This is a genomic window from Lactobacillus sp. M0396, from assembly GCF_016101625.1.
Lineage (GTDB): Bacteria > Bacillota > Bacilli > Lactobacillales > Lactobacillaceae > Lactobacillus > Lactobacillus huangpiensis.
In genome coordinates this window covers 267,873-282,916 of the sequence record NZ_JACFQE010000002.1, presented here as the reverse complement: position 1 = coordinate 282,916, position 15,044 = coordinate 267,873, and the positions used below count along the sequence as shown (strand labels likewise).

Genomic DNA, 15,044 nt, shown 5'->3' with positions numbered 1-15,044 from the left:
AATCTGTACAGATTTGCTTTATCAGTTTACCACATACCAATTAGTTTCATCCAAGCTAATCCGATTATGCCATAAACTAAGATATAGAAGATACCGAATATAAAACTCAATTTCCACCATTCATCTTGTTTTACATAGCCGGAAGAAGCTAAAACTGATGCAGCAGGACTGGAGTAATGAGTAGTAGATCCCATGATTGCTGAAAACAGTGCTAAGAACTGTGCCGCTAGTAATTTAGGTGCTCCAGCTGAAATAGCTACAGTTAAAAGTGGCAGGTACATTGCTGAATTGTGAGCTGTAGCACTTGCAAACAAATAATGAGTGTAGAATAAAACAAGTGCTAAAACCACTAAAACTAACAGCCAGTTAAGACCTTTCATTGCACTGGAAATACTAGTTGATATCCACCCAATCAAACCAAATTGAGTTAGTTTTTCAGCCATGAATACTAAAATAGATAACCAGATCAAAATGTTCCAAGCTCCGGTTTCACTTAGCAAGTCTTTAGGTGCTAATACACCTGTAAGAAGTAAAAGTGAAACGGAAATGAATGCAATTAATGTAGCATCTATTCCTAAAGTACTGGAAAGCATCCAGAGTACTAAAGTAATTGCAAAAATAACTGCCATTAATTTTTCGGGCAAAGTAAGTTTGCCCATTTTTGCCAATTCACCATCAGCCCATTCTTTAGCATTAGGAGTTTCCTTAATTTCTGGCGGATAAAGTTTATAAACAAAATATGGTACAACGAGTAAACAAATTGCTGCAGGGACAATGCTGGCCATTAACCATGGCATCCAGCTAAGAGTCACGCCAGCTTTACCAGCAAGTGCAACAGCGATTAAGTTGGGTGCGCAAGCAGTCATAAATAATGATGAAGTAATAATGTTAACTTGAAATTCCGTAAAAGTTAGATATGCCCCCATCTTTTTACGTGATGGGTCATTGGGCTTAGAGTCAAATGTATTTGCTAATGATTGAATTAATGGATATACTACGCCACCTGCTCTAGCACCGTTTGAAGGAGTTGCAGGAGAAACTATTAAGTCAATAGCACCAATAGCATAGCCTAAGCCTAAGGATTTATGACCAAACCATTTAACAAAATATAAAGCAATTCTCTGACCTAAGCCGGTTTTTACAATACCACGTGAAATCATAAAAGCCATAACGATTAGCCAAGCAGATGAATTAGAGAATGCGTCAATGGCACCTTTTGCAACAACTTTACCGTTAACAACTTTGTCGGCAAGGGGTGCAAGCCCAAGGCAAATTGTAAGAGTAAAGCCTATTAGAGTAACACCGCTAATAGCTATTGGTAACGTAATACAACCAATGATAGTTCCAATAAATATTGCCAGCATATGCCAGGCTTGAACTGATACTCCCGCAGGACGAATTGGGGTTGTAAACCAGATAATAAGACCAAACAATAGTGGCAATATAAATTTTTTATAATCTATCGTCTTCATAAAAGACTCCCTTCTTAATAAAAAGCAAATATATTAGGTAAATAAATACCCCTATATTTGCTTAGTTTAACATATTATTCGTTTAAAACAATCAGTAAGTTTAAAAATTTAATACCCATAAGAATATGATGAATACGAAGAAAAGTATCCACATCATTGGTGTAATTTCTTTTGTTCTCTTAGCGGCAACCATACATATAGGATATGTTATTAAACCTAGAGCTAAACCGTCTGAAATTGAATAAGTTAAAGGCATACCAATTAAAATTAAGAAGGCTGGAACAGCAATTTCCATTTTATCCCACTGGATATGAGCAGTATTTTGAGCCATCAAAACCCCAACGATAATTAGTGCCGGAGCGGTGACGTGAGTAGTAAATAACCCTAAGAGTGGGCTGAATATCATTGAAATTAAAAAGAAAATTGCTACAAAGACAGCTGTCAAGCCTGTTCTACCACCAACTGCAATACCGGCACTAGATTCGACAAATGCACCTACTGGTGAGGTTCCTAGAACTGAACCAACCATCATAGCAGTGGAGTCTGAAGCCAATGCTTTGCCTACGCGGGGCATCTTATTGTCTTTCATAAAGCCAGCTTGTTGAGCTAGACCAATTAAGGTCCCAGCAGTATCAAAGAATGTTACTAAAAGAAAAGTAAGGACAACAACCCACATCTGTAAAGTATTAATGTCCTTAATATGAAAAATTGCTTGACCAAATGATGGGGCAATGCTTGGAGCAACAGAAATTATTTTAGTGGGTAAAGAAATCTGTCCTGTAACTACACCAAAGATGGCTGCTAAAACCATTCCAATAAAAATAGCACCTGGTACATTCAGGATCATTAAAACAACAGTAACAATCAGACCAAAGATAGTAATCCAAACGGCTGGATCATGAAGAGAACCTAAACCAACCAAAGTTGATTTGTTTGCTACAATTAAGCCACCGTCTTGCATTCCCAAAAAAGCGATAAACAAACCAATTCCAGAAGAAATTGCGAATTTTAGATCAGAAGGAATAGCGTTAATTATCATCTCACGTAGCTTAAACATAGTAATTAAAATAAAGATGATAGATGCGACAAAAACAGCAGCTAAGGCTGTTTCCCATGAAACATGCATGCCTACGCAAACGGTATAAGCAAAAAACGCATTGATTCCTAAGGCTGGTGCTTCTCCAATAGGATAATTGGCAACAATTCCCATTATTGCAGTACCCAAGGCACTAGCTAAGGCAGTTGCTGTGAAGACTGCTCCTTTATCCATGCCACTTGCTCCCAGAACACTGGGATTAACAAATAAAATGTATGACATGCTGATAAAAGTTGTTAATCCAGCAAGAAACTCAATTTTTACATTAGTTTTATACTTATCGAGTTGAAAATAACTCTTTATAAAGTTCATCTAACCTCTCCTAAAAATATTGTTCGCGTTTTACATTAAATTTAACGCCTTTAACAGTTTATCATTCATTTAAAGTAATGTAAATACGAATTATATGTGTAAAAATATAGTAAAATAAATACAATTTGCAAATAAAAGCACGTTTGATTAAATTGACCAACTAATGCTTTAATCGGTAAAATAAACATAAATCAGTAGCGGATTATACATCCTGTTAGGAGAAAAAATGGGAATACTAATTTTTTCGGATATAGACGGCACATTAATCAACTCAAAGCAAGAAGTTACACCGAAGACTAAACTTGCTATTCGTAAGCAGCTTATTAAAGGCAATGTATTTGTACCAGTTTCTGCACGTATGCCAAAGGCAATCATGTCTGTTGTAGGAGAAATTACTAGATCATGTCCGATGGTCGCATACAATGGAGCATTGGTTTTGGATGAAAAGGGTCACGTTCTCGCTTCGCATTTCATGTCTTCTTCAAAAGCTGCAAGCATTTGTGCTTATATAGAACGTCAGAATAATGGCGTGGTGTGGAATGTTTATAGCGATGATAATTGGTATTATTTCCCAGGTAATAATAATAATTTGGTTGAAAATGAAGAAAAAATTGTTAAATTTAAAGCACAACCCAGTTCAATTACTGAAATAAAACGTCTTGAGAATGTACATAAAATTTTGCTCATGGGAACACCAAGCTTATTAGATGATACTCAACAGGAACTTAGAAAGCTTTATCCAGAATTCTATATAGTGAAATCTGCCGCAAATTTGTTAGAGGTTGTTGTTAAACGAGTTTCTAAAGGTCAGGGAGCAAAAGTAATAGCCCAGTCTTTTGGCATAGAACTAAAAAGGTGCTGGGCTTTTGGAGATAATTATAATGATGAAAAAATGCTTCAATCAGTTGGTCATCCTGTAATAATGGGGAATGCACCACAAGATTTGAAAAAGAAATTTAAAACTACTTTAGATAACAATCACGATGGAATAGCTGCAATACTTGACAATTTAAATTAATCCTTTTTTGTTTGAAGTAAAGGGGATTCAGCTTTGTTACCAAACCATTTGTGATTAATCTTTGTTAAAGTGCCATTTTTTGCCAGCTTTTCTAAGGCATAATTGATTTTCTTATGCAAGGTTAAGTCGCTTTTTCTCATGCCTACACCAAATTCTTCTTTTGGAAAAGGACTTTCGATCTCAGTAAAGTTTTCCGGGTGTTTTTGCCGTGAAATGTAATAATTTGCATAGGTGCTATCTATCAGCAAGCCTTGGATGCGACCTGCATTTAGATCTATAAATGCATTAGTGAAGGAATCATAAAGGATAGGATCCTGATTTTTAATATGATTTTTAAAAACTTTCGGATATTTCATTACGTCATTATAGCCGGAAGAGCCAGTTTGAACGCCCAAAGTCTTATTTTTCATTGCGGCAATGGTATTAATTTTATTCTTTTTAAGACTTACTAATACCTGAGAAGTATATAGGTAAGTTTTACTAAAACTTACCTTAGCTTCACGCTCTGGGTTTTTGCTAAAACCATTCCATATAAGATCAATTGTGCCGTTTTTTAATTCGGTAGTATTCATGGACCAGTCAATTGTTTGAAAACTGACGTTAATACCATATTGTTTAAAAACAGCATTTGCGAGATCAACGTCGTAACCAATTAACTGACCATTTTTTTGTCTAAAGTCCATGGGCACAAAAGTATCATCTACACCAACTGTAACATAGCCGCGTTGCTTTATATGAGACCAGTTGTCAACTGCATTAGCTTTTCTATTAACTGATATGCCACTGCAGGCAGAGATAAATAAAGTACAGATGAGCGTTGTTATGAGGGCTAAGAGGCGCTTTGTTTTCACTTATATTACCTTCTTATCATCTAATGCTTTTACTTTGAATACCTGATCAGCCACTTGACTGGCAAATTCCATGTCATGAGTGACAATAATTTGCGTCATGTTGTTATTATTTTTAAGTTTTAAAATTATTTCTCCGACTTTTGTTCTTAAAGCAGGATCTAAAGCAGAAGTGGGTTCGTCATAACATAGAATATGGGGTTCCATTGCTAGAGCACGTACAATAGCTACTCTTTGTTGCTGACCTCCAGAAAGCTGATAGGGATAGAGCTGTTCTTTACCAATTAAATCTAGTTGTTTAAGCAATTTTCGCGCACGGGCTTGTGCCTGATCTGTACTTTCTTTTAAAACTAGTGTTGGTGCCAAAGTAATATTTTCGATTACAGTTAAATTGGGGAAAAGCTCATAGCTTTGAAAAACTACTCCGATAATATGACTTTTGCTATCAGGAGCGGCTGGGTCAAACTTTTGCCCATCCCACAAAAAATCACCGGAATCAATTTTTTCTAAACCACTTAAGCAGCGCAGCAAAGTAGTTTTTCCTGCTCCAGATGGTCCTACAATGGCTAAAATTTGTCTGTCAGGAATAGTTAAGTTTAACTTGTTTAAAATCGTACGAGAGCCAAATTTTTTAGTAATGTTTTTAAGTTCTAACATAGTATTGTTTCCCCTAATTTACTTCCACTTTGCAAAATTGTGTTCAATTTTTTTCAGCAAAAATGATGCGATACCTGTCATTAATAGATATATTATACCGACTATCACTAAAGGAATTAGCGTTACATCTCTTGCTGTAGCAACATTGCCAGCACGTAAGAGTTCACCCAAACCAATGACATAGACTAAAGAAGTATCTTTAACTAAGTTGATCACTTCATTGCCAATTGAAGGTATAACTATTTTGCTGACCTGAGGAATAATAATATGGGTCATTGTTTGCCAGTAATTTAATCTTAAAACGCGAGCACTTTCGTATTGACCTACAGGGATTGATTGAAAGCCACCACGGAATATCTCAGCAAAATATGCCGTATAGTTTAAAATAAAAGCGAAAAGTGCTGCATCATAGCGTTCAAAAATGATGCCGACTATAGGCAAACCATAGAAAATAAAAATTAATTGCAGCAAAAGAGGGGTACCCCGCATAATCCAAATGTAAAATTTTAAGATTAACCTTAAGGGCTTAAAATGCGAAAGCAAGCCTAGGCTGACTATAATTCCCAAAGGAATAGAAACAATCAAAGTCCAAAAGAATAAAATTAATGTCATCTTTGCACCTGAAATTAAAGAGGGCATAATTGAAAGGATATAGTTCATTTTTTCTCCTTTTTACTGAAATTAATTTGATTAGAGAGACTAATAGGGCAACTCTTTTAATACCAGCTAAATTATATAAATTGATTAAAAAAATATGTGAAAAAATATATGTTTTAATCATAACATAGTTTTCGAAATTTTATTTAATTAATATAGAAATTTGTAATTTGCTGATAGTTAGTTTAATAAGCATGACATGAAAAAAGCCACTAGCTGTAGCTAATGACTCTTTAAAATGATTTATTGTTGCTCGATTTGAATAGCTGTAGACTTGTCCCAAGACTTAGGTAGTTTGCCCATTTCTTTTAACTTGGCAACGATTTGATCTAGTACAATTTCTCTAGCATGATCATCAGTAATGAAGTCTAGTTTGTCACCATCTATTTCTATTTTAGGAGAGTAATCGTATTTTTCATACCAGGGTTTGTAGTAACGCAAAAGTCTCTTATAGTAATCTTCCAGCGTTGCGTCGTAGCTCAGCTGTTCATAAGGACGTCCTCGTTTTTGAATCCTTTTAATCATAGTGTCATATGAAACCTTAATATGAACAAGCAAATCAGGATTTTTCTTTGGCATGTGCTTAAGTTCACCCATCATATTATTGAGCAGTTCATAATATGTATCAACTTCTTCTTTAGTAGCCCGACCAATGTCTGCATTCATTTGGAAGAAAAGGGCATCTTCATAAATTGAACGATCAAGAACGTTATTATCATCGGTTAATGCATCCTTGATACTACGAAAACGAGTGTTTAGGAAAAACACTTGGAGTAGAAATGCATATTTTTTAGGATCAGCATAAAAAAGTGGCAATACAGGATTGTTATCAACACTTTCATAAAAAGGTTTAGTTCCTAAATACTTAGCTAAAATACTGGTTAAACTGGATTTACCGGCTCCAATTGGCCCGCTTAAAACAATAACTGTCATCACGTTCCTTCTCTATTCTAAATTGCCTATTGCATGCAACTTGTCATCAATTTGACTTAAAACTTCTTTTTTGGCATCTTCATCGCAAATGAAATCATATTTATCGCCATCAATTTTGATCTTAGGAGATGCATCATATTTTTCGTACCAAGGCTCGTAATACTTAATTAGCCTGGCATAGTAATCTTTTAAACTGGGATCTGTACTGATTTGCTCAAATGAACGTCCACGTTTTTTAATGCGCTTAAGCATAGTATCCAGGGAAACATGAATGTAGATTAGTAAATCGGGTTTTTTGCTAGGATTGCCCGGCGTGTCTTCCATCATATTTTCTAGCAAACTATCATATATTTTAAATTCAGTAGGGTCTGCCACTTTACTATCTGCATTCATTTTGAAAAATAGTGCATCTTCATAAATCGAACGATCAGAAACACTGTTTTTTTCTAGAATTGCCTGGTTAATTTGTGCTAAACGGTGGTTAAGCAAGTAGATGTTGAGCAAAAAAGTATAGCGTTTCATGTCTTGGTAATATAAAGGAAGAACAGGATTATTATCAACTCCCTCGTAAAAGGCTTGTGTACCTAAGTGCTCAGCTAAAATACTAGTTAAACTGGATTTACCGGCTCCAATTGGCCCACTTAAAACAATAACTTGGATCACGTTCTTTCTTAAATACAATATATAGATTCTTATTTAGTTTAATACGAGATATAGTGGTAGACAAGGAAAAAGTAAATTTAAATTGTAGTGAAAAAGTCAAGTGATTTTGTATAATACAGAAGTAAAAAGTTGTAGATATTGTCAAAATTGAAAATTTGAACTTATGATTTTAAACTGTGTTACACGTGAAACTAAAATAAATCCTCAAAATTAAACTAATAGTTATTAACTTGCAATAGAGTTAGAGCATGATGGAAATATTTATTCTATAGCAAGCCGTACAGCTTGCATTTAGCTTTTTTATTGTTAAAGCAAACGAAGCTGAAAGCAGTTGTATAATTTAATTCAATTAAAACATGATAATGATATCTCAACTATGAAACAAAATTTTTTTAAGAATATAAAGCAGTTGCACTATTTATATACTGTTGCGAAGAAATAATTCTAAATATAAAAATTAAAAATAGATTGCTTTTATATTATAAAAACCATAAAATGATAAATAAATTATAAAGATAGTAGAAAATGCTTCAAATAAAAAGGGCAAATTAGTATGTTTCAGGCCGTAATTGGTACTTAGGGGATTTTTAGAAGGAATGCTAAAGCCCACAATAATTAAATTATTTGAGAGCCTGCAGCTTTGAAATAGGTCAAAGATTAATGTTCTTTGCAAACTGTTTCTCTCAGGAAGATATGTCATTTTAGTATTAGCTCTAAAAATAGATGTTTTGACAGGAAGTAAATCATGGACGATACTATAACAAAATTTTCGCTTTGGGCCTACATTAAACGTAATTCAGGCATGTATGTAATTCTGGCCATTTTCTATTTTGGCCGGAATTTAGCACAAATTGCTGCCAGCATTTTTAAAGGTAATGCACTTACTGCTTTGACTCAGCATAATTTAAACGGCTTTATTGTTGATACAGGTTTAAACTTGCTTAGCTGGGGCTTTTTTCTGATTTTCTTTTTTTGTAGTTCACGGTATTCCGCTGTAATCATCAAGGCTGTCGATAATTCCATTAGGAGCGCATTAGCCCATATAATTGGCCGTCAAGAGTATGAAGGCTTTAACAAACACACGGAAGCTGATTATGTTTCCTGGTTTACTAACGATATAAACCAAATTAATCAAGATGGCTTTTTCAGTTTAGAGCAAACATTTAGTAGCGCACTCCTAGGCATTATTGCCAGTGTCATCCTGTTTTTTTACCATCCACTCTTATTTGTAACCACTTTGGTTTTTGCTGTTATTATGATTTTATTTCCCCGTCTTTTTAAGAAAAAGCTGGAGGAATTATCACAAAAACAAAGCAAGCAAAATGAGGTATTAACGTCAAAAATAACCGATGTTCTTGAGGGCTTTGTCAACCTGCTCACGCTTGGTCAGCAAAAATTGCTCAATAAAATAGTTCTTGCGGTATCAGATAAGACCGGACAGGCTCGGGTTAATTACATTACAGAAATGTCCTTTTCTAATGCACTGATTAACCTGATTAGTGTATCTGCTCAAACTATTTTAACTGTTGAATCCGGATATCTGGCCTTTCACAATCAGGTTCCAATTGGTGCTATTTTAATTGTTGGTTCAATGTCCGGGAATGTCTTTGGCAGCTTGACAGAAATCAGTATTGATCTAACTTCAATTCGGGCAGTTCAGCCTATTTTTGACAAATATAATAAATTGGCTAATAAACAGGAAAAAACTGGGGATAAGAATGTTGCTCCTTTGACCCAGCAAATTGCATTTAGCAATCTTTCATTCAGCTATCCCAATAATGACAGACCTATTTTAACGAATGTTGCCGGCAGCATTAAGCAAGGGGAAAGAGTGGCCATTGTTGGTCCGTCTGGTTGTGGCAAATCAACCCTTGTAAAATTAATTGGTGGTTTGTTAACAGGCTATCAAGGTTCGCTGACTTGGGATAATGATGAATACAGCGAACTTAATTTTAGTTCGCTGCACAAGCAGATTGCTTACATTGACCAGTCTGCCTATATTTTTGACGGCAGCCTGCGTTATAACATCACTTTAGATCGGGAGACAACTGACAAAGAAGTTAATGCTGCAATTACGCGTGCCGGTCTCGAAGAGTTTGTTGCTGACAGTGCCAACGGTCTTGACACTGTTTTAAAACATGCTGGTAATAATATTTCAGGTGGTCAAAAGCAACGAATTGCGCTTGCACGACAGTTACTTAATAATCCGCAAGTTATCTTAGCCGATGAAATTACTTCAGCAATAGATGAAAAAGATGGCCAGAAAATTGAACAAAGTCTGCTTGATTTGGACAGCATCACTTTAGTCTACATTTCTCATCACTTGCGACCGGAAATCAAAAAGCAATTTGATCAAGTGATTGAATTGGGATGATAGAATAATACATCTTTTAACAACCAATTAAATAAGCTGGTGAAGCCTATTTTCGAGATTGGTAAAAACACCTACTAATAAGTATGGTTAATGAAAACAAATCAAACAGATAATTAGGTTTACCTAAAATTCAGGATAAATAAAAAAAGGGAAACCATCAAAATTGAGGTTTGCCTTTTTTGTGTAAGTATTATGATCTTTTTCTAGAATCTGCCACATAAATTTGTCGATTGAGATTGAAAATACTATTTAACTCTAGATTCTTTAGATTCCTTTTTCTTTTCTTCGGCTTTATCTTGAACTTTGTCTTTTTGATCGGTAATTTTTTCCTTTGTGTCCTGAGCAGCTCCAGTGATGCGGTCTTGTAAGCTGACAGAATCTTTTTCGTGTTGCTCTTTAGTTTTAATATCAACTACTGTGACGTTAACTTCAACAGTATCAAGACCGGTCATTTCTTTAACTTTTTCTTGAATTTTTTGCTTTATTTGATCGTATAGCTTAGTAATATCAACGCCATATTCTGCAACTATTTCAATGTCAACAGCTACTTGTTTTTTACCAACTTCAACATTTACACCTGAAGTGACATCATCGCTGTTGACAATTTTATCAGCGATATTTGAGAAAAAGCCACCGTTAACAGTTAACAAACCTTTAATATCTGATAAAGCAATGCCAACAATTTTTTGAATTACTTTTGAATCGTATTTTAAGTCACCTTTAACTTCTGGTTTTGAACTACCTTGATTTGAACTTGATTGTACCATATTGCATATACTCCTTATATATATTATTTATTCTGTAACATTTTTTTGAATACCGGCCAGTAATGTCCAACTAAAAAGCCACAGACTAACATCACGATTACAAAAATAGTTTTAAAAAATCCCAGTACCAAAAAGCAAAATGCCAGTAACACACCAATTACAGCACCGCTTATTTCTGGGAGGTATTTTTTATATTCTTCTTTCATTTTGACCTCCTTCATTGAACGCGCTTTTCAGGTTTATCTCCTTTGTGATAATTGATAAACTTGATTTTAATTTTTGGTTTTTGTTCAATTCCTAGCAACTGCTTCAGGTTCTTTTTTAATTCTTCAAGGTAATCATCAAGTAGGGCAGCAATGTTTTCACCTGGACCAAGATCTCCGCCAATTTTAATTTTAATCCGGTGTTTCGTAAGTTTAGAACTAACTTTTGCATTATTTAAATAAGGCAAGTCAGCAAGTGAATTCATTACATAGCTATTAATGGCTTTTGAAGTAACCTTAACTTGACCATCACGTTTATGAATTAAATTAAAGTTTCTCTGGACTGGCCAGAATAGGATGACAATTAAACTAACAATTAGTATTATAAAAACAATTATACTGATACCAATTAAATACCAGGCAAATATAGGATTAAGAGAACCTAAATGCGGTAATTTAATCTTTAAATATTTTTGCCAAAAACTACTGGTTTCCCATATTAAGTAACAAGGCAAAGGTAGCAGTAACAACATGCATAATACCAATAGCCATTTTTTACTCCTTTTCAACTTATCACCATCCTCTCATGGTTCACCTTAATAATAATACGGATTATTTTAACAGACTAACAATATGCACCATATGTATACAATAACAGCATGCGAAATAGTACACAAAAAAGCGATGCTTTAATGCACCGCTTTTTTAATATAATTTGAGTTAATTAATTGTTGTAATTTGTACTTAACTTGCTTGCTGCAGCTTGATCAACAATAAGAGTTACATTTTTATGCTTTTGCAAGATTGAAGCTGGGACTTCTTCAGTTACTGAACCTTCAACCATCTTTTGAACAGCTTCAGCTTTATTATCACCAAAAGCCATAATGACGATTTCTTTGGCAGACATAATATTTGCAATACCCATGCAAATTGCTGATTTAGGTACTTCGTCAATATTATTAAAGAAACGAGAGTTGGCTTTAATAGTATTCTCTGTTAATTGTACTTCGTGTGTAACAGAATCAAATGATGTACCTGGTTCGTTAAACGCAATGTGGCCATTTTGGCCTAAGCCTAATAGCTGAATATCAATCGGATTTTCAGCGATAATTTTATTATAGTCAGCAGAAGTTCCTTCTGGATCTTTAATAGCTTTAATACCATCAGGAATATATGAATGCTTGAATGGCTTTTTATCAAACAGATTTTTTTGCATAAAATAGTGATAGCTTTGATCATTATCAGGAGTTAAACCTACATATTCATCAAGGTTAATACTAATTAAGCTACTATTGTCTAGATTGCTCTTAGTCCACTCCTGGTAGAGAGTCACAGGAGTTGATCCAGTTGCTAATCCAATAACTTTACTGCCACTGTTAATACTATTCTTAAATATTTCAAAACCTTTTTTACTGCCGTTAGTCTTGTCACTTGAGATAATAACTTTCATTTTATTTGCCCCTCCATAATTGTTATCTCAATTATAAATTGGTATATGCCAATTTGTCAATAAACTTGATAATAATAGCAGGCATTGTTTTTGGCAATTAAAAAAGTTCAACTAATGTTTGTTTCACATGTAACTTTAATTGAACTTTTTAAGATTGTTTTATTCGCTTCTTAAAGCAATAGCAGCATCTTTTTTAGCAGCCATACGTGCTGGCAGGTGTCCGCCAAGCATTGTCAAAACCGTTGAAATAATGACTAATATCAAAGCATGTACTGGATTAAGTTGGGCGACGTTAGCTAAATCTGTGATGGAGTATAAAAGACTGTTAATAGGGAAGACTAGCAGCCAGGCTACGACTACTCCCAAAACTCCAGCAAAGACACCTAGAATGAATGTTTCAGCATCAAACACTCTGGTGATATCTTTTTTACGGGCGCCTAAAGCCTTTAAAATACCAATTTCTTTCGTTCTTTCAAGGACAGAAGTATAAGTTAAAATGCCGATCATGATCATTGAAGTTACTAACGAAATAGCAGCAAATGCAACCAATACGGTAGTAATCCCGTTAAGTAACCCACCAGTCATTGAAGTAACGGCACTAGACATGTCAGTATAAATGATTTTATTCTTTCTTTTTTTACCACGATTCCATTTATCTAAATAATCAAGCACTTTATCTTTAGAATCAAAATCGTTAGGATAAATCATAATACTCGTTGGAATGGTTGAGCCACCAATTGTTTGCAGCATCTGTTTCTTTTCTCGAGCATTCATATCTTGTCCGGTCATTACATTTTGTTTTGCCTTCTTCTGGGCTCGTACTATTTCTGATTTTTTATTTTTCTTGATAATGTTTTGAGTTAGCTGATCGCTGTATGCAATTCCTGAAGACAGGAGTGCCATAGAATTCTCATCTTTTGGTCTAATGACGCCTACAATTTGCATTTGGGTTTTGCTATTGTCATACATAGAATTACTGATTTTTTGAGGAATAAACATCCCTGTTGGCAATTTTTGGTAATAGTCATCGTTGTCGACAACTTTAAATTTCTTCCCAACAAATTTTTGATAATTTAACTTCTCACCAGCTTTGGCTTTCAAACCTAAGTTTTTAATAATATTAATGTTTAATTTGTTTTCGTTATCTGTTACTAAAACCAAATCTGTAGCCTTATGCGGCCATGCACCAGACAAAAGTTGATAATTTTCTTTAAGGAAATTGCTTTTACTGGAATTAAATGTAGTAGGAAACACTGATGAGCCTAAGCCGGTGGCACTAATTGCTTGCATTCGCATTTGTGCAGCTGCCTGAGAGCTATCTGAATTAGCTGAAATAGGAGAAAATTGGACACGCTTAATTTTATTTTTGCTGCGAGTGAGCAAATTCAGGTTAATCCCACGCTGATAGGAAATATTGTTAGCATAATTGGGATTTATTTTTTTGACGTAATTAACATATTTTTGATTAATCTTATTTTGATGAGTGGATTCCTGCATCTTGTCTTTTTCAACGGTTAAATAACCCCGGTTTTTAACGTTCTTTTCAGATTCGTTCCGGTCTGCAACGCTGCTGGCGTCAGTAGCAGTTTGATTGATGGTCACGGGATATTTAGCTAGTGCTTTACTCATAGTCGTATCAATTTGTTTTTGAAAGCCATTGGATAACGCTAAAACGATGGCAATAGAAATAATACCGATACTTGAAGCAAAAGCAGTTAAAGTCGTTCTGCCCTTTTTAGTCATAATATTGGTAAAGCTTAATTTGATAGCATTCCAATATGACATTTTTGTACGCTTTAATTTAAAAGTATCTTTTTCTTCTTCCGGAATAAAAGGATTGGAATCATTTAAAATTTTTCCATCTTGAAAGTTAACTATTCTGGTCGCATATTCCTGAGCTAACTTGGGATTGTGCGTAACCATAACTACCAAGCGATCTTTTGATAGCTCTTTAATTAACTTCATAATCTGCTCAGAGGTTTCAGTATCAAGAGCGCCGGTAGGCTCGTCGCAAAGTAAAATATCGGGATTATTAGCTAAAGCCCGGGCAATAGCTACACGTTGCATTTGACCACCGGATAATTGGTTAGGATTTTTAGAAATATGTTCTTTCAAACCGACTTGAGTTAAAGCATCTACTGCTCTTTTGTGTCGTTCTGACGCAGAAACTCCGGATAAATTCATTCCTAATTCAACATTGGCAATAATTGACAAGTGTGAGATTAAGTTATAATTTTGAAAAACAAAGCCGACAGAATTATTCCGATATGCATCCCAGTCAGTTTCCTTAAAATTCTTAGTAGATTTGCCATTAATAATGAGATCACCGCTATCATAGCGATCAAGTCCGCCGACAACATTTAATAACGTAGTTTTACCAGAACCACTGGGGCCTAAAATTGCAACAAATTCTTGGTTACGAAATGATATAGAAACATCGTCAAGTGCATGAGTAACCGTATCACCGACATGGTATGATTTGCGTAAATCTTTTAATTGTAGCATGTCTTTTTCTCTTTCTTTTAATAATTAATTAATAAGAGATAGTTTAACATTTATGCAAGAGTAACGCCAAAATATGATGGTCATTATCT

At 34.6% G+C, this 15,044-nt stretch carries 14 protein-coding genes; 2 read left to right on the top strand and 12 right to left on the bottom strand.

The window, feature by feature from the left end:
* Window positions 1-26: 26 nt before the first annotated feature.
* Both H3T43_RS03840 and H3T43_RS03835 read right to left on the bottom strand, forming a co-directional pair.
* Window positions 27-1,472 (bottom strand): DASS family sodium-coupled anion symporter, encoded by a 1,446-nt coding sequence (locus H3T43_RS03840; protein WP_052060254.1) that lies wholly within the window; start codon window positions 1,470-1,472, stop codon window positions 27-29.
* A 100-nt stretch (window positions 1,473-1,572) separates the two neighbouring features.
* The gene (locus H3T43_RS03835) at window positions 1,573-2,880 is read right to left on the bottom strand and encodes an NCS2 family permease (RefSeq protein ID WP_198212746.1); all 1,308 of its coding nucleotides are present in this window, start codon (window positions 2,878-2,880) and stop codon (window positions 1,573-1,575) included.
* 226 nt (window positions 2,881-3,106) lie between these two features.
* Here H3T43_RS03835 and H3T43_RS03830 point away from each other — a divergent pair, with 226 nt between their 5' ends.
* Window positions 3,107-3,898, top strand: a complete 792-nt coding sequence (locus H3T43_RS03830) for a Cof-type HAD-IIB family hydrolase (protein ID WP_198212744.1) — start codon at window positions 3,107-3,109, stop codon at window positions 3,896-3,898.
* Here the strand turns inward: H3T43_RS03830 and H3T43_RS03825 are convergent.
* From H3T43_RS03825 to H3T43_RS03805, 5 genes are all read right to left on the bottom strand, one after another.
* The gene (locus tag H3T43_RS03825; protein ID WP_198212742.1) at window positions 3,895-4,749 is read right to left on the bottom strand and encodes an amino acid ABC transporter substrate-binding protein; all 855 of its coding nucleotides are present in this window, start codon (window positions 4,747-4,749) and stop codon (window positions 3,895-3,897) included. The two genes, H3T43_RS03830 and H3T43_RS03825, sit on opposite strands and share 4 nt — an antisense overlap.
* A complete protein-coding gene (locus tag H3T43_RS03820; RefSeq protein ID WP_034978572.1) occupies window positions 4,750-5,403 on the bottom strand; it encodes an amino acid ABC transporter ATP-binding protein in 654 nt (217 codons plus the stop codon). It abuts the gene before it with no gap.
* An 18-nt stretch (window positions 5,404-5,421) separates the two neighbouring features.
* Window positions 5,422-6,063 (bottom strand): amino acid ABC transporter permease, encoded by a 642-nt coding sequence (locus tag H3T43_RS03815; protein ID WP_034978570.1) that lies wholly within the window; start codon window positions 6,061-6,063, stop codon window positions 5,422-5,424.
* Between the two features lie 240 nt (window positions 6,064-6,303).
* Entirely contained in the window at window positions 6,304-6,993 is a 690-nt protein-coding gene (locus tag H3T43_RS03810) for a deoxynucleoside kinase (RefSeq protein WP_034978568.1), read from the bottom strand.
* 12 nt (window positions 6,994-7,005) lie between these two features.
* The gene (locus H3T43_RS03805; protein ID WP_034978566.1) at window positions 7,006-7,656 is read right to left on the bottom strand and encodes a deoxynucleoside kinase; all 651 of its coding nucleotides are present in this window, start codon (window positions 7,654-7,656) and stop codon (window positions 7,006-7,008) included.
* A 745-nt stretch (window positions 7,657-8,401) separates the two neighbouring features.
* Here H3T43_RS03805 and H3T43_RS03800 point away from each other — a divergent pair.
* Entirely contained in the window at window positions 8,402-10,030 is a 1,629-nt protein-coding gene (locus H3T43_RS03800; protein ID WP_198212739.1) for an ABC transporter ATP-binding protein, read from the top strand.
* 245 nt (window positions 10,031-10,275) lie between these two features.
* Here the strand turns inward: H3T43_RS03800 and H3T43_RS03795 are convergent, their stop codons facing one another.
* The 5 genes from H3T43_RS03795 to H3T43_RS03775 form a co-directional block, all read right to left on the bottom strand.
* Window positions 10,276-10,806 carry an Asp23/Gls24 family envelope stress response protein gene (locus H3T43_RS03795; RefSeq protein ID WP_369792478.1) on the bottom strand — a complete coding sequence of 177 codons (531 nt, stop codon included), beginning with the start codon at window positions 10,804-10,806 and terminating at the stop codon, window positions 10,276-10,278.
* A gap of 14 nt (window positions 10,807-10,820) precedes the next feature.
* Window positions 10,821-11,003: a DUF2273 domain-containing protein gene (locus tag H3T43_RS03790; RefSeq protein ID WP_034978562.1), complete on the bottom strand. Its 183-nt coding sequence runs from the start codon at window positions 11,001-11,003 to the stop codon at window positions 10,821-10,823.
* Window positions 11,004-11,014: 11 nt separating this feature from the next.
* Window positions 11,015-11,569 (bottom strand): alkaline shock response membrane anchor protein AmaP, encoded by a 555-nt coding sequence (amaP, locus tag H3T43_RS03785; RefSeq protein ID WP_198212737.1) that lies wholly within the window; start codon window positions 11,567-11,569, stop codon window positions 11,015-11,017.
* A gap of 155 nt (window positions 11,570-11,724) precedes the next feature.
* Window positions 11,725-12,450: a glucosamine-6-phosphate deaminase gene (locus tag H3T43_RS03780; protein WP_198212735.1), complete on the bottom strand. Its 726-nt coding sequence runs from the start codon at window positions 12,448-12,450 to the stop codon at window positions 11,725-11,727.
* A gap of 159 nt (window positions 12,451-12,609) precedes the next feature.
* Complete coding sequence (locus tag H3T43_RS03775) at window positions 12,610-14,955, bottom strand: ABC transporter ATP-binding protein/permease (RefSeq protein ID WP_198212733.1); 2,346 nt, start codon at window positions 14,953-14,955, stop codon at window positions 12,610-12,612.
* Between the last annotated feature and the right edge of the window lie 89 nt (window positions 14,956-15,044).